Source organism: Streptomyces sp. NBC_01261, assembly GCF_036226385.1.
Taxonomy (GTDB): Bacteria; Actinomycetota; Actinomycetes; order Streptomycetales; family Streptomycetaceae; genus Streptomyces.
Map to the genome: position 1 here is coordinate 9,034,300 of NZ_CP108463.1, position 17,738 is coordinate 9,052,037.

13 protein-coding genes are annotated in these 17,738 nt (G+C 70.9%); 8 read left to right on the forward strand and 5 right to left on the reverse strand.

Annotated elements, in window-relative coordinates; genetic code table 11:
- Positions 1-89: 89 nt before the first annotated feature.
- The 3 genes from OG226_RS40300 (at position 90) to OG226_RS40310 (ending at position 3,841) form a co-directional block, all read left to right on the forward strand.
- Complete coding sequence (locus OG226_RS40300; RefSeq protein ID WP_328684643.1) at positions 90-1,589, forward strand: helix-turn-helix domain-containing protein; 1,500 nt, start codon at positions 90-92, stop codon at positions 1,587-1,589.
- A 41-nt stretch (positions 1,590-1,630) separates the two neighbouring features.
- Complete coding sequence (locus OG226_RS40305; protein WP_328684644.1) at positions 1,631-2,566, forward strand: LysR family transcriptional regulator; 936 nt, start codon at positions 1,631-1,633, stop codon at positions 2,564-2,566.
- A 114-nt stretch (positions 2,567-2,680) separates the two neighbouring features.
- On the forward strand, positions 2,681-3,841 hold the full coding sequence (locus OG226_RS40310; protein ID WP_328684645.1) for an NAD-dependent formate dehydrogenase: 1,161 nt from the start codon (positions 2,681-2,683) through the stop codon (positions 3,839-3,841).
- A 30-nt stretch (positions 3,842-3,871) separates the two neighbouring features.
- On the opposite strand, the gene OG226_RS40315 is transcribed toward OG226_RS40310, so the two are convergent.
- Positions 3,872-4,267 (reverse strand): TOBE domain-containing protein, encoded by a 396-nt coding sequence (locus OG226_RS40315; protein ID WP_019059368.1) that lies wholly within the window; start codon positions 4,265-4,267, stop codon positions 3,872-3,874.
- A gap of 98 nt (positions 4,268-4,365) precedes the next feature.
- Between OG226_RS40315 and OG226_RS40320 the strand changes: the two genes are divergently transcribed.
- Positions 4,366-4,956 (forward strand): DUF1707 domain-containing protein, encoded by a 591-nt coding sequence (locus tag OG226_RS40320; protein WP_443044868.1) that lies wholly within the window; start codon positions 4,366-4,368, stop codon positions 4,954-4,956.
- On the opposite strand, the gene OG226_RS40325 is transcribed toward OG226_RS40320, so the two are convergent.
- The 3 genes from OG226_RS40325 to OG226_RS40335 all read right to left on the reverse strand — a co-directional run bounded on the left by OG226_RS40325 (position 4,934) and on the right by OG226_RS40335 (position 10,229).
- A complete protein-coding gene (locus OG226_RS40325; protein ID WP_328684647.1) occupies positions 4,934-5,455 on the reverse strand; it encodes a hypothetical protein in 522 nt (173 codons plus the stop codon). The two genes, OG226_RS40320 and OG226_RS40325, sit on opposite strands and share 23 nt — an antisense overlap.
- A gap of 822 nt (positions 5,456-6,277) precedes the next feature.
- The gene (locus tag OG226_RS40330; protein ID WP_329351701.1) at positions 6,278-8,233 is read right to left on the reverse strand and encodes an amino acid transporter; all 1,956 of its coding nucleotides are present in this window, start codon (positions 8,231-8,233) and stop codon (positions 6,278-6,280) included.
- 421 nt (positions 8,234-8,654) lie between these two features.
- On the reverse strand, positions 8,655-10,229 hold the full coding sequence (locus tag OG226_RS40335) for a Na+/H+ antiporter (RefSeq protein WP_329351703.1): 1,575 nt from the start codon (positions 10,227-10,229) through the stop codon (positions 8,655-8,657).
- 183 nt (positions 10,230-10,412) lie between these two features.
- Between OG226_RS40335 and OG226_RS40340 the strand changes: the two genes are divergently transcribed.
- Positions 10,413-12,959 carry an ATP-binding protein gene (locus OG226_RS40340; protein WP_329351704.1) on the forward strand — a complete coding sequence of 849 codons (2,547 nt, stop codon included), beginning with the start codon at positions 10,413-10,415 and terminating at the stop codon, positions 12,957-12,959.
- Here OG226_RS40340 and OG226_RS40345 read toward each other — a convergent pair.
- Complete coding sequence (locus OG226_RS40345; protein WP_329351706.1) at positions 12,937-13,458, reverse strand: hypothetical protein; 522 nt, start codon at positions 13,456-13,458, stop codon at positions 12,937-12,939. The two genes, OG226_RS40340 and OG226_RS40345, sit on opposite strands and share 23 nt — an antisense overlap.
- 259 nt (positions 13,459-13,717) lie before the next feature.
- Between OG226_RS40345 and OG226_RS40350 the strand changes: the two genes are divergently transcribed.
- From OG226_RS40350 to kdpA, 3 genes are all read left to right on the forward strand, one after another.
- Positions 13,718-15,559 (forward strand): APC family permease, encoded by a 1,842-nt coding sequence (locus tag OG226_RS40350; RefSeq protein WP_329351707.1) that lies wholly within the window; start codon positions 13,718-13,720, stop codon positions 15,557-15,559.
- A gap of 373 nt (positions 15,560-15,932) precedes the next feature.
- Positions 15,933-16,022 carry a K(+)-transporting ATPase subunit F gene (kdpF, locus tag OG226_RS40355; protein ID WP_016434100.1) on the forward strand — a complete coding sequence of 30 codons (90 nt, stop codon included), beginning with the start codon at positions 15,933-15,935 and terminating at the stop codon, positions 16,020-16,022.
- 8 nt (positions 16,023-16,030) lie between these two features.
- A complete protein-coding gene (kdpA, locus tag OG226_RS40360; RefSeq protein ID WP_328684653.1) occupies positions 16,031-17,695 on the forward strand; it encodes a potassium-transporting ATPase subunit KdpA in 1,665 nt (554 codons plus the stop codon).
- Positions 17,696-17,738 lie beyond the last annotated feature (43 nt).

Consider the following 17,738-nt stretch of genomic DNA (forward strand, 5'->3'; position numbering starts at 1 on the left):
CCAAGAGGCGTTTCGGCCGATTGGTCTTGCACTTACCATGCAATCACTCGCATTCACCTGGCGAATGCGAGATGCGAGGAGCCGGAACCATGCACGTCGAACACCTTCTTCAGGACGAGTCCCTCGGCCTGCGCCTGCTGTGGGCCGAGGACACCCAGCTGGCCCGGGAGATCAGCGGAGTGACCGTGACCGACCTGGAGGATCCCGCGCGGTTCGTGCGGCGGGACGAGGTCGTGCTGAGCGGGCTCGTGTGGTGGTCGGCCGAGGACGGGCCCGGGCGGGCCGAGCGGTTCGTGTCCGCGCTGCGCGGTGCGGGGGCCGCCGCGCTGCTCGCGGGGGAGGAGACGCACGGTTCGGTGCCTGACGATCTCGTCGAGGCCTGTGTGCGGCACGGGGTGCCGGTGGCCGCCGTACCGGCGCACATCATGTTCCGCGCGATCACCGACACCGTTTACCTCGGCCGCTGGGGCGAGCTGAGCCGTCGGCACACACTGCCGGAGAACGTGCGCGGGCGGCTGAGCCGGATGGCCGCGCAGGGCGCGGGGCCGGAGCCGATCGTGACCACGGCCTTCGCGCATCTCGAACGGGCCGTCGCGTATGTCCTCACGCCCTCCGGACGGTCGGTCGCGGCGACGGCGGGTGCCCCCGCGATACCGGTGGGCAGGGCGGCCGGCCTGCTGGCGGAGGCCGTACCCGTCGACGCCGACGGGGTCTCGCCGTACGAGCGCTGGCACCTCTACCTTCCCGACCCCGACGACGCGCCGCCGCGCATGGTGCACGAGCTGGCCTCGGTGCTGGGGCGCTGCCAGGAGGCGCGGGTCCGCGCACGGGCCGAAGAGCGGCAGACGGCCGATGAGTTGGGGGCGCTGCTCGCCGTGCCGGGTGTCGATGGCGCGGCTGTGGCGGCTGCGCTGCGGGCCTGTGGGTTGCCGGACGACGGGCCGTACCGGGTGCTCGTCGCGGAGACCGGGGCGCAGCGGGCGGGGCTGGCGGAGGGGGCGTTGGCGGAAGTCGTCGCGCATACGTTGCCGGACGGCACGGCGGTCGCGGGTGCCGTGGGACGGCTGCCGGACGGGGCCGCGTTCGCGGTCGTGAGTGGGGCCGAGGCCGACGCGCTGCACGAGGTGTGGCCGTTTGTCGCCGCGGCCGAACCAGCGGTGCCGCTCCACGGCGGGACCGGGGCGCCCGTAGACAGTGCGCGGGAGCTCAACGGGGCGCTGGCGGAGGCGCGTTACGCGCTCGCCTCGGCGCGGAGCACCGCTGGGGCGGGTGGCTCCGCGCTCACCGATGCCGCGACGCTCACGGGGCTCGACGCGCTGCTCACCGGTGTTCCGGTGGAGGTCCGTACCGCCTACAGCCGTACCGTTCTCGGCCAACTACGCTCCAACGCCGTCCTGTTGGAGACCCTGGAGACCTTCCTCGCCTGTGACGGTTCCTGGGCGCGGACGGCGGAGGCACTGCATCTGCACGTCAACTCCGTGCACTACCGCATCGGGCGCATCGAGCACTTCACCGGCCGTGACCTCTCCCGCCTCTACGACCGGCTCGACCTGTGGGCGGCCCTGTTGTGCCGGACGGACAGCGCCTAACCTGCACGTTCTACGTTCCAACAGTCCAGGGGAGGTTGGGCGTGCTGCTGCGTCAGCTGGAGTACCTGGTCGCGCTCGCCCGTGAGCGGCACTTCGCGCGCGCCGCCGCGGCCTGTTACGTCTCGCAGCCCTCGCTCTCGGCCGCGATCCGGCGCCTGGAGCACGAGTTGGACGTACCGATCGTGCGGCGCGGCAGACGGTACGAGGGACTGACCCCGGAGGGCGAGGTGGTGCTCGCCTGGGCGCACCGCATCCTGGCCGAACGGGACGCGCTGCACCAGGAGTTGTCGGTGCTGCGGGGTGGACTGACCGGCACGCTGCGACTCGGGGTGGTGCCGACCGCGCTGCCCGCCGCCTCCCTCCTCACCACCCCGTTCTGCGTACGGCATCCCCAGGCCCGGGTCGCTCTGGAGTCGCTCGCGTCCGTCGACATCACCCACGGCCTCGCCGAGTTCGAGCTGGACGCGGCGATGACGTACCTGGACGACGACACCCTGCGCAACGTCCGCCGCCTCCCGCTCTACGAGGAGCGGTACGTCCTCCTGACCCCCGTCGACGGGCCGCTCGGCGGTGTCTCCGGGGCGAGCTGGGCGCAGGCGGCCACGCTTCCGCTCTGCCTGCTCAACTCGCGGATGCGCAACCGCCGCATCATCGACGAGTGCTTCGCGGCAGAGGGCGCGACGGCCTCCCCGGCGGTCGAGTCCGACAGCGTCGCCGGGCTGTACACCCTGCTGCCCGGGGGCCGTTGGTCCAGCGTGATCTCGCACGCCTGGCTGCACATGTTCGACGTACCGGACGGGATGCGGGTCGTACCGCTGAACGGGCCCGCGCACGGGCCCCGGGTCGGACTGGTCGTCGCTCGCAGTGAGCCCCGATCCGTGCTGGCGGAGGCGCTGTTGAAGGTGGCGAGGGAAGCGGGCGTACGGGACGCGCTCGACGAGCTGCTGCACACCTATCTGGGCGGCGACGGACGCTGACAGCCGTTGATAGGAGCGGGCTATGTCGGCATAGCAACGTTCGCTTTGACCAGGGCGATCGACCCCGAGGATCGTGAAGTGCACCTTCCGACAACGGAGTTGAGGAGCCGCGACATGGCCAAGGTTCTCTGTGTCCTGTACGACGACCCGATCGACGGATACCCGACCTCGTACGCCCGCGACGACCTGCCGGTGATCGACCACTACCCCGGCGGCCAGACCACCCCCACTCCCGAGGCGGTCGACTTCACCCCGGGCCGGCTCCTCGGCAGTGTCTCCGGTGAACTCGGCCTGCGCGCCTACCTGGAGGCGGCCGGGCACACCCTCGTCGTCACCTCCGACAAGGACGGCGCGGGCTCGGTCTTCGACCGCGAATTGGTCGACGCCGACATCGTGATCTCGCAGCCGTTCTGGCCCGCGTACCTCACCCCCGAGCGCATCGCCGCCGCCAAGAACCTCAAGCTGGCGGTCACCGCCGGCATCGGCTCCGACCACGTCGACCTCGACTCGGCGATCTCGCACGGCGTGACGGTCGCCGAGGTGACGTACTGCAACAGCATCAGCGTCGCCGAACACGTCGTGATGATGACGCTGTCCCTCGTGCGCAACTACCTGCCGTCCCACCAGGTCGTGCTCGACGGCGGCTGGAACATCGCGGACTGCGTGGCCCGTTCGTACGACCTCGAAGGCATGCACGTCGGGACGGTCGCCGCCGGGCGGATCGGGCTCGCGGTGCTGCGGCGGCTCGCGCCCTTCGACGTCAAGCTGCACTACACCGACCGGCACCGGCTTTCCGGGGACGTGGAACGGGAGTTGGGGCTGACCTGGCACGACAGCGCCGAGGACATGGTGCCGCACTGCGACGTCGTGACCGTCAACGCGCCGCTGCACCCCGAGACGGAGGGGCTGTTCGGGGACAAGCTGCTCGCGCAGATGAAGCGCGGGGCGTATCTCATCAACACCGCGCGGGCGAAGATCGTCGACCGGGACGCCGTCGACCGGGCCCTGCGCAGTGGGCAGTTGGCGGGTTACGCCGGTGACGTGTGGTTCCCGCAGCCCGCTCCGGCGGACCACCCGTGGCGCACCATGCCGCACCACGGGATGACCCCGCACATCTCCGGTTCGTCGCTGTCGGCGCAGGCCCGGTACGCGGCGGGCACGCGGGAGATCCTGGAGGCGTTCTTCGCGGGGCGGCCGATCCGGGACGAGTATCTGATCGTGGACGGGGGCGCGTTGGCGGGTACCGGCGCGCACTCCTACTCGGTCACCAAGTGACGCGGTGACGGACGGGGGTCGCCGCCCGCCTCACACGCGGTCGATGTGCACGTTCGTCGACTTCACGCGGGCGGTGGCCTCCATGCCGACCTCCAGGCCGAGTTCCTCGACGGCCTCGCGGGTCAGCAGGGAGACCAGCCGGTGCGGGCCCGACTGGATCTCGACCTGGGCCGCGACATCGCCGAGCTTGATCGCGGTGACGATGCCGGGGAACGCGTTGCGGACCGAGGTGTAGGAAGGGTCTTCCTCGACCTCGCCCGCCTTCGCCAACTCGACCGAGAACGCGGCCAGATCGACCCCGTCGATGAGCCGGCGCCCGCCCTCGTCGCGGTGGGTGGTCACCCGGCCCGCGTCCGCCCACCGGCGCGCGGTGTCCGGGCTCACGCCGAGCAGCCGCGCCGCCTGGCCGATTGTGTAGGACTGCATACGCGCAACCCTAGGGCCAGAAACGCGATGCGGTGGACGAGGGGTTGGCTCTGAGGTATAACGCGATATAACGTCAGTCCGTCGATCGGGGTGAGGGTATGTCGGGTGAGCTGATGAGCACGACCGCGTTGCGGGCCTCGCATGCGGACCGGGACCGCGTCGTGGACGTGCTGACCGGCGCGGCCGGCGACGGCAGACTGACCGCCGAGGAACTCGACGAGCGGGTCGAGGCCGCCCTGTCCGCCCGCACGATGGGCGAGTTGGCGGTCCTGACGGCCGACCTGCCGACGGTGGCGGGCGCGACCCCGGTCGAGGTGAAGGACGTCGCCCGCATCGAGCAGAACGGCGGCTCGACGCGGCGCGGTGACGGCTGGGTGGTGCCGCGCCGGCTGGAGATCCGGTCGCGCCTGGGCGATGTGACCCTCGACTTCACCGAGGCGGTGATCACGCAGGGCACGTTGCGCATCGACCTGGACATGCATCTCGGTTCGCTACGGCTGCTGGTGCTGCCGGGCATCGTGGTGGACACGGACTCCCTGGTGCTCAACTACGGCAAGCTCAGGACGCGCGGGCCGGGTGATGCCGGGGCCCCCGTCGAGTTGCGGATAGAGATCGCCGGGCAACTGGGCTTCGGCAAGGTCCTGATCCGCCGGACGCGTCGCGCGGTCAGGAAATCCCCGACGCCCTGAGGACCGACCGCGCGGTCTCGTCGTCGATCAGATGACCCAGGTGACGCCGGACGTCGGTGCCCTGGCGCAGTGTGCCGCGTTCCATCGAGTGCCGCATGCCCGTGTCCAGCTCGTGCCAGAGCAGGGGGTTGGCGACCAGCACCCGGGGGTCGAGTTCGAGCCACTGCCCGTGCGTGTCCCGCAGGAGCAGGCGCGTGGAGACGTCGCCGTACTGCCGTACGACGGTCAGCGCGTCCGTGTGTACCGTGCGCCGCAGCAGCGGGCTGTCCACGGTGAGCCAGCCGGGCCCCGCGGTGACGCGGTGCGGCAGCAGGACTCCGAAGAGCGCCGCCGACAGGACGAACCAGAGCAACGCGCGCGTCAGGGTGAGGGTTCCGGCCTCCCAGTCGACCAGCAGGGTCATGCCGAGGAAGCCGACCGTGCAGCCCGTCGCCAGCCGGGCGTCGCCACGCCAGTGGCGGTCGCCGGCCGGGTCCGGGGGGAGGGTGCTGTGCCGCATGAGGCCGACGGTAGGCCGCGGACGGCGCGCCGCGGGGGCCGCTGACGGGGCTCTTACACACCGGCGCCGGATTTTGTCGTGCCTCTTACGGTGGGGTCGGCTCGGGTGGGCTCGAATGGTTGGCCGGGGGTGCGGGTGGGCCGGTGCGGTTGGTCGGGGTGGCTGGGGTCGGGATCGGGCGGTGTGCGAGGGCACCGGAGTCGGGCCGGGGCAGGCGGTGTGCGGGTTGCCCGAGTCGGACTGGGGCGGCTGGTGTGTGGGGTCGCTGGGTCTGGTTCGGGGCGGCCGGTGTGCGCGGGGGCGTCGGGGTGGCTCCGCGTCGGCCGGTGTGTACGCGCGGGTGCATTGGCCGGTCCGGGGGAGTCGGTGTGCGGGTGTGTGCGGTGGCCGGGGCTTGAGCGGGGCGGCGGGTGTGTGGGCGTGAAGGGTCGTGCCCGGTCGGGGTTGGCCGGTGTGATCGCGTGGGTGCATGGTCCAGTGCGGGCGGACGGTGTGCCGGTGCGTGAGGTTGCCGGGGCTTGGCCGGGGCGGCCGGTGTGTGGGCGTGAAGGGGCGTGCCCGGTTGGCGTCAACTGGTGTGTACGCGTGGGCGCATCCGGTGCAGGGCGGTCGGTGTGCGGGTGCGTGAGGTGGCTGGGGCTTGAGCGGGGCGGCCGGTGTGTGGGCGTGAAGGGTCGTGCCCGGTCGGGGTTGGCCGGTGTGATCGCGTGGGTGCATGGTCCAGGGCGGGCGGACGGTGTGCCGGTGCGTGAGGTTGCCGGAGTTTGGCCGGGGCGGCCGGTGTGCGGGCGTGGGGGCGTGGGGCGTCGTGCCTGGTCGGTGTCAGCCCGTGTGTACGCGCGGGCGTCGTGTGCGGTCCGGTTCTGCCTCGCGGAGGACCTCTCGGGTGACCGGGGCGACCTCGCCCTGGCCGAAGAGGAAGAAGCGGAGGAAGTTGGCGAAGGGGTTGCCCTCGGTCCACTCGAAGTACATGTGCGGAATGCGGCCCGTCGAGTCGCGGACGTGGAGCATCAGCGCGGCCAGGGCGTTCGGGATGGAGGACGACTCCAGGGTCAGGACCCGGTAGCGGCCGTGCAGGACCTCGCCGCGCACCGTCAGGCCCGCCTCGAACTCGGAGGCGTCGAGGACGGTCACCTCGACGAACACGAAGTCCTCGCCGGGGATGTCGTTGTCGTTGCGGATCTGCTCGATCTTGTCCCGGTACTCGGCCTTGTCGCGGCGGTCGGGCTCGTTCGCGACGAAGCGGATCTTCCGGCTGGCCACGTCACGGATGAACCGTTCCGCCATGGGGTCCAACTGCACGCTCGTCACGCGGAGTTCGAAGGCGCGGGCCAGCCGCGACAGCAGGGAGACCAGGATGATGCCGGCGATGAAACAGGCGCCGATCTTCACGCCGTCGGGGCGTTCGATGACGTTCACGACCGTGACGTAGAGGAGGACCGCGGAGACGACGCCGAAGACGACGGTCCAGTTGCGCTGCTGGGCGCGGCGGGCCGCGATGGTGACCGCGATCGCCGCCGAGGACATGAGGACCAGGACGCCGGTGGCATAGGCGCCGCCCTGGGCGTCGACGTTGGCGTCGAAGATCCAGGTGACCAGGAACGCGACCAGCGTGAAGACGATGACCATCGGGCGGACGGCGCGGGCCCAGTGCGGGGCCATGCCGTAGCGGGGCAGGTAGCGCGGCATGAGGTTGAGGAGGCCGGCCATCGCGGAGGCGCCGGCGAACCACAGGATGGCGATGGTCGAGAGGTCGTAGACCGTGCCGAAGGCGTTGCCCAGGTACTCGTGGGCGAGATAGGCGAGCGCGCGGCCGTTGGCCTGGCCGCCCGTCTTGAACTCCTTCTCCGGGATGAGCACGGTGGTGATGAAGCTGGTGGCGATCAGGAACACGCTCATGATGAGCGCGGCGGTCGTCAGCAGCTTCTTGGTGTCGCGGATCCGGCCCTTGGGGTTGTCGTGGGTGTCGTCCGGGTCGCCCTCGACGTGCGGCATGACGGCCACGCCGGTCTCGAAGCCGGAGAGGCCGAGCGCGAGCTTGGGGAAGACCAGCAGGCTCACGCCGATCATCGCGAAGACGTTGCCGTGTTCGGTGGTGAGGGCGCTGGTCCAGTCGGTGACCACGTGTTCCTGGGTGACCACGTGCCACATGCCGACGATCACGACGACGACGTTGAGGCTGAGGTAGGCCGCCACCAGGTACACGGCGACGCCGATCGCCTCCAGGAAACCCTTGAGGAACACCGCGCCGAGCAGGGCGACCAGGATCAGCGTGATCAGCATCTGCTTGTCGTGCAGCATGCTCGTCAGGTGCGGGTTCTCCACCAGGTGGGTGGAGGCGTCCGCCGCCGACAGGGTGATCGTGATCAGGAAGTCCGTCGCCGCGAACCCGAGCAGGGTCAGGACGAACAGCTTGCCCTTCCAGAACGACAGCAGCCGTTCCAGCATCGCGATGGAACCCTCGCCGTGCGGGCTCTCCTCGGCGACCCGGCGGTACACGGGGAGGGCGCCGGCCAGGGTGACGATCACGAGCACGATCGTCGCGACGGGGGAGAGCAGTCCGGCGGCGAGGGCCGCGATGCCGGGCTGATAACCGAGGGTGGAGAAGTAGTCGACGCCGGTCAGGCACATCACCCGCCACCAGCGCTGTCCCTGGTGGACGTGCTGCTGGGGTTCCGGTGCGGTCTGCGCGACCTGGTGTCCGCCCTTGCCCATGTCGGCCAGGCCCTCCAGCATCCAGGCGCGCATACGACTGGGAGGGTGTTCGGTCGTGGCCATGGGCGTGCTCCTGGAGTGCGGGTCAGCGTGTGGGCTCTGGCCATCACGCGGACGGCGGCACCAGCGTAAGCGGAGAGTGACGTGTGGGCCCATGGATGTGGGGGCCTTCGGCGTCAATCTTGCGTTAAGACTGGCCTGGTTGGTGGAGGGGGTGCGTCAGGGAAGGGGGGATCGGGCTGGTTAGGGGTGCGTTGGGCTGTATGGGGGGTGGGTGGGGATGGGGCGGGGTGGTGGATACCCAGCGTTACGGGGGTGGGGGCTCGGGGTGCTGTCGCCTTGGAGCTCGGGGGTGCTCTTGTGGGGCGAGTGCGGGTGTGTCGTGGCCGGTCGCGCAGTTCCTCGCGCCCCTAGGGGGTACGGGGGGCCGGGATGGGGACGCTGGTGTGCTGCGGGCGCCGCCCCGCCGATCTCCACTGAGCGGTCACACGTCCGTCAGCCGCGCTTCCTCCAGGTCCAACGACCGCTGGAGCCGCCTACGCGTCGTGTCGCTGATGGTGTGGTCGTCGTAGAGGCGTTGTAGTTCGACCGTCTCCACGGCGATCAGGTCGCGGCGGAGTTGGCGGTAGACCAGGTCGGCCGATTCCGCGTGTGCCGCTTGGGTGTTGTTGTCGGAGAGGCGGTCTCGGGCGTCGTCGAGGCGGGCGTTGAGGCCGCGGCGGAGGCGGTCCAGGACGACGTCCGGTACGGCTTCCAGCTCGGCGAGTTCGTCGAGGCGGCGGATGCCCGCGTCGGCCAATCGGCAGCGGGCGGAGGCCTCTTCGCGTTCTGTGTGGTCGGGTTCGAGGGCGATGCCGGAGCGGCGGACGACCGGCGCGAGGGTGAAACCCTGGACGACGAGGGTGACGACCACGACCGAGGTGGTGAGGACCAGGACGAGGGGGCGGTCGGCGAGGGTGGTGCCGGTCCTGGTGACCTCGGGGATCGACAGGGCCGCCGCCAGGGGGAGGACGCCCCGGGTGCCTGCCCAGGTCAACACCATCGGCACCCGCCAATTCACCCTGTGCACTCCGCCCTTGCGCTGTACCACCGCCGACAGCGGCGCCAGCCAGAGCAGTCGTACGGTGATCAGGGTGCCCGCCACCGCGAGCGCGTACAGGGGCCACGCGCGGTCGCCGTCGGACAGTGCCCGTACCTGGGCGGGCAGGGCGAGGCCGATCAGGGCGAACACCACGCTCTCCAGCAGGAACACCACCGTGCCGTAGACGGCGTGCAGTTGGAGCCGTATGCGGGCGTTGGTGAGACGGTCGCCGCGGCCGCCCAGGACGACTCCGGCGACCACGACCGAGGTCACGCCGGACGTGTGGGCGCCCTCCGCCAGGACGTAGGCCGCGTACGGCGTGACCAGGGAGATCACCGTCTCCAGGACCGGGTCCTCGGTACGTCGGCGGATCAGGGTCACGACGTACGCCACGGCCGCTCCGATGACCGTGCCGCCGCCCGCGAGGACGACGAACTCCCCGCCCGCCGCACCCCAGTTGGCCGCCGCCGAGGCCACGGCGACGCTCACCGCGACCCGGAACAGGACCAGCGAGGTCGCGTCGTTGAACAGGGACTCCGCCTGGACCAGGACCTGGACCCGGGGCGGCAGGGCGAGCCGGCGGCCCAGTGCGGTGACGGCGACAGGGTCGGTGCTGGCCAGAACCGCGCCGAGCACGAGCGCCATCTGCCAGGAGAGCGGGGTGACCGTCGACGCCACCCAGCCGACCGCTGCCGCCGACGCGAGGACCAGGCCGATCGCGAGGATCCCGACCGGCTTCCACACCGCTTTCAGCTCACGCCACGACATGTCCTCGGCGCTGGCGTAGAGGAGCGGCGGCAGGACGACCAGGCCGATCACGTCCGGGCTGATCTCGATCGACGGGGTGCCCGGCAGCAGGGCCACGGCGAGACCGGCGACCACGAGGAGGGAGGGTGCGGGGATCCGCCAGCGGCGGGCGAACGTCGCGACCAGCGTCGCCAGTACCACGAGTGCCAGAACCGTACCGACGCCGCGCATGCCGTCCCCTTGTGGTCTTGGACGAGCCCATGCGGACTCCCCGCCGACCAGACTTCCCGGCACACCGCGCTCACCCTAACCCGGCCGGGCGCCGTCAAGACAGTGTCAACGTCCTCGCGGGCGGCGCCAGAGACGCGTCAAGAAGCCCGCCCGAGCGGTCGCGGGGCGCTTGTCTGGGAGGCGATGAACGACGTACGACGCGGGCGACTGAAGGTCTACCTCGGGGCGGCCCCGGGTGTCGGCAAGACCTACCGCATGCTCGACGAGGCACGGCGCCGGGCCGCTCGGGGCGCCGATGTGGTGGTGGGGTTCGCCGAGTGCCACGGGCGCCCGCTGACCGAGGCGATGCTCGACGGCCTGGAGGCGGTGCCCAGGGCCCAATGCGCTTATAGGGGTGGCTACTTCGAGGAGATGGACCTTCCCGCGGTGCTCGCGCGCGGCCCCGAGGTCGCCGTCGTCGACGAGTTCGCGCACAGCAACGTCCCCGGCGGCGGGCGCAACGCCAAGCGCTGGCAGGACATCGACGTGCTGCTCGCCGCCGGCATCGACGTCGTCACCGCCGTCAACGTGCAGCATCTGGCCTCCCTCAAGGACGTCGTCGAGAAGATCACCGGGGTCCCGCAGCACGAGACGGTGCCCGACGTCGTCGTACGGCGGGCCCAGCAGATCGAGCTGATCGACATGCCGCCCGAGGGGCTGCGGCGGCGCATGGCGCACGGCAACATCTACACACCGGAGAAGATCGACGCGGCCCTCGCCAACTACTTCCGGCCCGGAAACCTCACCGCCCTACGGCAGTTGGCGCTGCTGTGGGTCGCCGACCGGGTCGACGAGGCGCTGCACACGTACCGCGCCGAGCACGCGATCGGCGGGGTGTGGGAGACCCGGGAGCGGGTGGTCGTCGCGCTCACCGGCGGGCCCGAGGGCGACACGCTGATCCGGCGCGCCGCCCGCATCGCCGACCTCCCCCACTCTCGGCTTCGCTCGACCGGGGGGACCCCCATCGCCGGCGGTGACCTGCTCGCCGTGCACGTGGCCCGCAGCGACGGACTCGCCGCCGGGGTGTCCCATGCCTCGCTCGCCCGGCAACGCAGGCTCGTCGAGGACCTCGGCGGCAGCTACCACTCGGTGGTCGGCGACGGTGTCGCCACCGCCCTGGTCGACTTCGCCCGCACCGAGAACGCCACCCAACTCGTCCTGGGCACCAGCCGCCGGGGCCGGTTCGAGCGGTTCCTGACCGGCCCCGGCACGGGTGAGACGGTCACGGAACTCTCCGGTGACATCGACGTCCATCGAGTCACGCACGAGCGGGCCGGACGCGGCACCCTGCTGCCCTCCCGGCGGCGCACCCTGTCGACGGCACGGCTGATCGCCGGGCCGGTGGCGGGACTTGTGCTGCCGGTGCTCCTCACCGTCTGCCTCGCCCAAGTACGCGGCACGGTCAACCTCACCAGCGAGGCCCTGCTGTTCCTGCTCGCCGTGGTCGGGGTGGCCTGCATAGGCGGGGTCACCTCGGCGGTCATCGCGTCGGTCACGGCCTCGCTGCTGCTCAACTACTGGTTCATCCCGCCCATCGGCCAGTTCACCCTGGACGACCCCAACGCCCTGTTGGCGCTGGGGGTGTTCACGGTGGTGGCGGCGACCGTGGCCGCAGTGGTGGACCGTTCACTACGACTGTCCCGGCGCTCGGCGCGTGCCACCGCCGAGGCGGAGACGATGTCGTCCCTCGCGGGCAGCATCGTGCGCGGCGGCCAGACGATCCCGGCGCTGCTCGAACGCACGCGGGAGACCTTCGGCACGGACTCGGCCGAACTTGTGGACCGGCCACCGGACCACGAGATCGGCGGCGGGGTCACGACCGTCCCCGCGGGTCCCGGCGCCTTCCTGGTCCTGCGCGGACGCACCCTGTCATCGTCGGAGCGGCGGGTGCTGGCCGCCTTCGCCGCGCATGTCGGCTCCGCCGTCGAACGGGCCCAACTCGCCGAGGCCGCCGCCGAGATCGAGCCGGTGAAGGCCGCCGACCGCTTGCGTACGGCGCTGCTGCGGGCCGTAGGACACGACTTGCGGACGCCGCTCGCGGCGGGGTGGGCGGCGGTCACGTCGTTGCGCGGGCGGGACGTGGAGTTCTCGGAAGAGGACCGGGACGAACTCCTCGCCACCGCCGACGAGTCGATGGCCAAGCTGGACCGGCTGCTGGAGAACCTCCTCGATCTCAGCCGCCTTGAGGCAGGGGTTCTTCCCCTGAGCCTGCGGGCCACGAGCCTGGAGGAGGTGCTGCCGATGGCCCTCGCGGACGTGCCCGATGTGGACCTGCGGGACGTGGAGTCGATACCTCCGGTGCTCGTCGATCCGCCGCTGCTGGAACGTGTGATCGCCAACCTGGCCGGCAACGCGGCCCGGCACACCCCGGCCGGGCGGCGGGTCATGGTCACCGCCAGTGCGCTGGGCGGCCGGGTGGAGTTGAGGGTCGTGGATCGCGGGCCCGGGCTCCCAACCACCGGACGTGAGAAACTCTTTGAGCCCTTCCAGCGGCTCGGCGACACCGACAACACCACCGGACTCGGACTGGGCCTCGCCCTCGCACGCGGTCTCACCGAGGCGATGAACGGGACGCTCACGCCGGAGGACACACCCGGGGGTGGCCTGACGATGGTCGTGTCGTTGCCGCTGGCCGAATGGGCGGACCCGTCGGCCTCGACCGTGGTGGCTACTCCAGGCCGGACACCTTGAACACGGTCTCCGCCGTCTCGCGCTCGACGCGTTCCGCGATCCGGCGCAGGGCGGTCGCCCCGCACGTGAGGGAGCCCGAGGTCACAGACGTGCGGGAGCCCTCGGAGACGCGGTGCCACAGGTCGGGATTGTGCACCAGGACATCGGGGTCGATCTCGACCCGGCCGCCCAACTCGTCCCGTAGCAACAGTCGTTGAGAGATCCCGTCCAGGCAGCGCACCGACACCAGGCGATCCGTGCGGACGCGGCGTTCGCGCAGCAGGCCGCGTGAGGACAGCCAGCCCTGGCCCGCCCGGACCCGGGCCGGGAACAGCACCACGAGGAGCAGGACGGCGAGGGCGAGCCAGAGCGCGCCACGCCACGGGGTGAGCCGGCCGCTCAGGTCGTCGACGAGCAGCAGGAGTCCGAGCAGCGCGCCCGCACAGCGGAACGTGTCGCGCAGGTCGCGCCTCCACCGGCGGTCGTGCGCGGACGCGGGTGCGTCGTCGGGGCGTCCCATGGTGGCGACGGTAGGGACTCCGGACGTACGGGGGCCGGGCCTTGACGGGACTCTGACGGGCGGCCGGTGCTTCTTGACGCCGTCGCAGCGGGGGAGGGCGGTCGCGCAGGCAACACGGTCGTCAAGTTCGCGTCAAAGAACGCGTGTTCGGCGCGAAGAAGACGCAAGGAGAAGGGGAAACCGGCGGCGGCGGGACAGAACCTGGAGCGCACTCGCGCATTCCCGTCACCGCGCGTCCGTACGTGAAGGAGCCATCAGCATGACCGTTCTGACTGTCCAGCCGGGTGAGACACCGGCCGACGAGGAGCCCCCGGATACCGGCGAACGCCACCGGCTGACCGCTCTCGCCGGGTTCGCGGCCCTCTCCCTGGACGCCATGGCGTCGGTCGCGTACGGCCCCGAGGCGATCGTCCTCGTGCTGGCCGCCGCCGGTGCGCACGGGCTCGGCTTCACCCTGCCGGTCACGCTCGCCATCGCCGGTCTGCTCGCGGTGCTCGTCGCGTCGTACCGGCAGGTCATCGCGGCCTTCCCGGACGGCGGCGGCTCCTACGCCGTGGCGAAGACCCACCTGGGCGCGCGGACCAGCCTGGTGGCGGCGGCCTCGCTGGTGCTGGACTACGTACTGAACGTCGCGGTCGCCGTCACGGCCGGTGTGGCCGCTCTGACCTCGGCCTTTCCGGGACTCTACGACGACCGGCTGTGGCTCTGCCTCGCCGTGCTCGTGCTGGTCACGGCGGTGAATCTGCGCGGGATCGTCGAGTCGGCCCGCGCCTTCGTCGTGCCGACCGTGGTCTTCGTCGGCTCCATCCTCGTGCTGATCACGGTCGGCCTGTTCCGGTCCGCGCCGGTGAGCACCGCGACCGCCGACGGACACGCCTCCGCGCTCGCCGACAACGCCACGAGCGTCGGCACCCTGCTGTTGCTGAAGGCCTTCGCCTCCGGATGCAGCGCCCTCACCGGCGTCGAGGCCATCGCCAACGCCGTGCCCTCCTTCCGCACGCCCCGCGCGAAGCGGGCCCAGCGCGCGGAGGTCGCCCTCGGCGCGGTGCTCGGCGTGATGCTGATCGGCCTCTCGGTGCTGATCTCCCGCTTCCACCTCCAGCCGGTCCAGGGCGTCACCGTCCTCGCCCAGCTCGCGGACGCCTCCCTCGGCCACAACTGGGCTTTCTACGTCATCCAGTTCGCGACGATGATCCTGCTCGCCCTGTCCGCGAACACGTCCTTCGGCGGGCTGCCGGTGCTGCTGAAGCTGCTGGCCCGCGACAACTACCTCCCGCACGTCTTCGCCCTCAAGGCCGACCGCCAGGTGCACCGGCACGGTGTGCTCGCGCTGGCCGCGGTCTCGGCGGCGCTGCTCGTCTTCTCCGGCGGCGACACCAACACCCTCGTGCCGCTCTTCGCGATAGGCGTCTTCGTCGGCTTCACCGTCGCGCAGGTCGGCATGGTCCGGCACTGGCGCGGCGAACGCGGCACCGGCTGGCGTGGCAAGGCCCTGTTGAACGGCTTCGGCGCACTCCTCACCGGCGTCGCGGCCGTCGTCGTCACCGCGACCAAGTTCGAGGAGGGCGCCTGGCTGATCGTGATCACCCTGCCGCTGCTCGTGCTGGCCTTCGAGACCGTGCACCGCGCGTACGCGCACATCGGCGACCGACTGGGCCTCGGCCGCATCCCGGACCCCCCGCACCGCGACCGGTCCGTCGTGATCGTGCCCGTCTCGTCCCTCTCCCGCCTCACCTCCGAGGCACTGACGGCCGCCGCCTCCCTCGGCGACGAGGTACGCGCGGTCACCGTCTGCTACCCGGACCCCGAGGACCGTGCCCACCTCCACGCCCTGGAACGCGCCTGGGCCCAATGGGACCCCGGCGTCCCTCTGGTCCAACTCCCCTGCGAGCGCCGCACGTTGGGCCGCCCCATCGCCGCCTACGTACGAGACGTCTCGGCAGCGGAACCGGACACCCGGGTCACCGTCCTGATCGCCGAGGTGGAGCCGGTACGGCTGTGGCAGCGGCTGCTGCAGAACCAGCGGGGGGCCGTGGTCGCCCACGCCGTACGACGGGACACGGACGCGGTGATCTGCCGGCTGCGGTTCCGACTGTTCTGACCCGGGGGGTGGCGCGGGCGCCCGCTTCACCGCCGGGGCGGGGCCCGCGCGCCCCGGATCCCCGCCCCGCCGTAAGAGTCGCGTCAAAGGCGTATGCGTCGCCGTCAGGGAGCCGTCAACGGTGGCCGAATTCGGTCACGGGCGCGGTTACCTCTAAGCGTCCGTTCCATTCGAACCTCATTCCAGGAGCTCACGATGGCCGATCTGGCCTTCGTCGTCACCACGATCGCGGTTTTCGCGTTGGTGGCCCTTGTCGCCAAGGGGGTGACGAAGCTGTGACCGCCGAGGCTGTATTCATCGGCGGCGTCGGCTTCGTGGTGTCCGCCGCCCTGCCGGGCCATCTCGCCGCCCCGAGGCGCCAGGGGGTGTCGCTGTGACCGCCGAGAACATCGTCGGCCTCGTCGTGGCCGTCGCCCTGCTGGGCTATCTCGTCCTCGCCCTGATCTTCCCGGAGAGGTTCTGAGTCACGACATGGGTCCCGTACTCGCAGGCGTCCTCCAGCTGCTCGCCCTCATAGGCGCGCTGGCACTCGCCTACATCCCGCTCGGCAACTACATGGCCAGGGTCTACTCCTCCGACAAGCACCTGCGGGTCGAGAAGTGGATCTACAAGGGCATCGGTGCCGACCCGAACACCGAGATGCGCTGGCCCGCGTATCTGCGCAGCGTGCTCGCGTTCTCGGCGGTCGGCGTTCTCTTCCTCTACCTGCTCCAGCGCCTGCAGGGCATCCTGCCCGGCTCGCTGGGCTTCTCCTCGGTCAATCCGGCGCAGTCGTTCAACACGGCCGTGTCGTTCGTGACGAACACCAACTGGCAGTCGTACTACGGCGAGCAGACCATGGGTCACGTCGTGCAGACCGCCGGCCTGGCCGTGCAGAACTTCGTCTCCGCGGCCGTCGGCATCGCCGTCGCGGTGGCTCTCGTACGCGGCTTCGCGCGCTCCCGTACCGGTGAACTCGGCAACTTCTGGGCCGACTTGGTGCGCGGCACCATCCGCATCCTGGTGCCGCTGTCCGTCGTAGCCGCGCTCGTGCTCGTGGCGTGCGGTGCCATCCAGAACTTCTCCGGCATCCATGAAGTCGGCCAGTTCATGGGTGGGCAGCAGCAGTGGAACGGCGGCGCGGTCGCCTCGCAGGAGGCCATCAAGGAGCTCGGGACCAACGGCGGCGGCTACTTCAACGCCAACTCCGCCCACCCGTTCGAGAACCCGACGCCCTTCACCAACCTCTTCGAGATCTTCCTGCTGCTGGTCGTCCCGTTCGCGCTGACCCGCACCTTCGGCGTGATGGTCGGGAGCGTGAAGCAGGGCTACGCGATCCTCGCCACCATGGCCACCATCTGGGTCGGCTTCGTCGCCCTGATGATGTGGACCGAATTCGCCCACCACGGCGCGGCGTTGCAGGCCGCGGGCGGAGCGATGGAGGGCAAGGAGACGCGCATCGGCGTCGGCGCCTCCTCGATCTTCGCGGTGTCGACCACCCTGACCTCGACGGGCGCGGTGGACTCCTTCCACTCCTCGTTCACCGGTCTCGGCGGCGGAATCACCATCCTGGGCATGCAGTTGGGCGAGATCGCACCCGGTGGTACCGGTTCCGGCCTCTACGGAATGCTGATCATGGCGGTCATCGCCGTGTTCATCGCCGGGCTCATGGTCGGCCGTACACCCGAGTACCTGGGCAAGAAGATCGGCACCCGCGAGATGAAGCTCGCGGCCTGCTACATCCTGATCACCCCGGCCCTGGTGCTGATCTTCGCGGCCGCCTCCATGGCGCTGCCGACCCCGCCGCACTCCATGCTCAACTCCGGCGCGCACGGCTTCTCCGAGGTGCTGTACGCCTTCACCTCCGCCGCCAACAACAACGGCTCCGCCTTCGCCGGGCTGAACGCGAACACCGACTGGTTCAACACCATGACCGGACTCGCGATGCTGCTCGGCCGCTTCCTGCCGATGGTGTTCGTGCTGGCCCTGGCCGGCTCGCTCGCCGAGCAGAAGCCGGTGCCGGTCACGGCGGGAACCCTGCGCACCGAGAAGCCGCTGTTCACCGGCCTGTTGGTGGGCGCGATCCTCATCATCACCGGTCTGACCTACTTCCCGGCGCTGGCGCTGGGCCCGCTGGCCGAGGGGCTGGCGTCATGACCACCCGCACAGACAGCCAAGAAAACCAAGAACACCAAGAAAC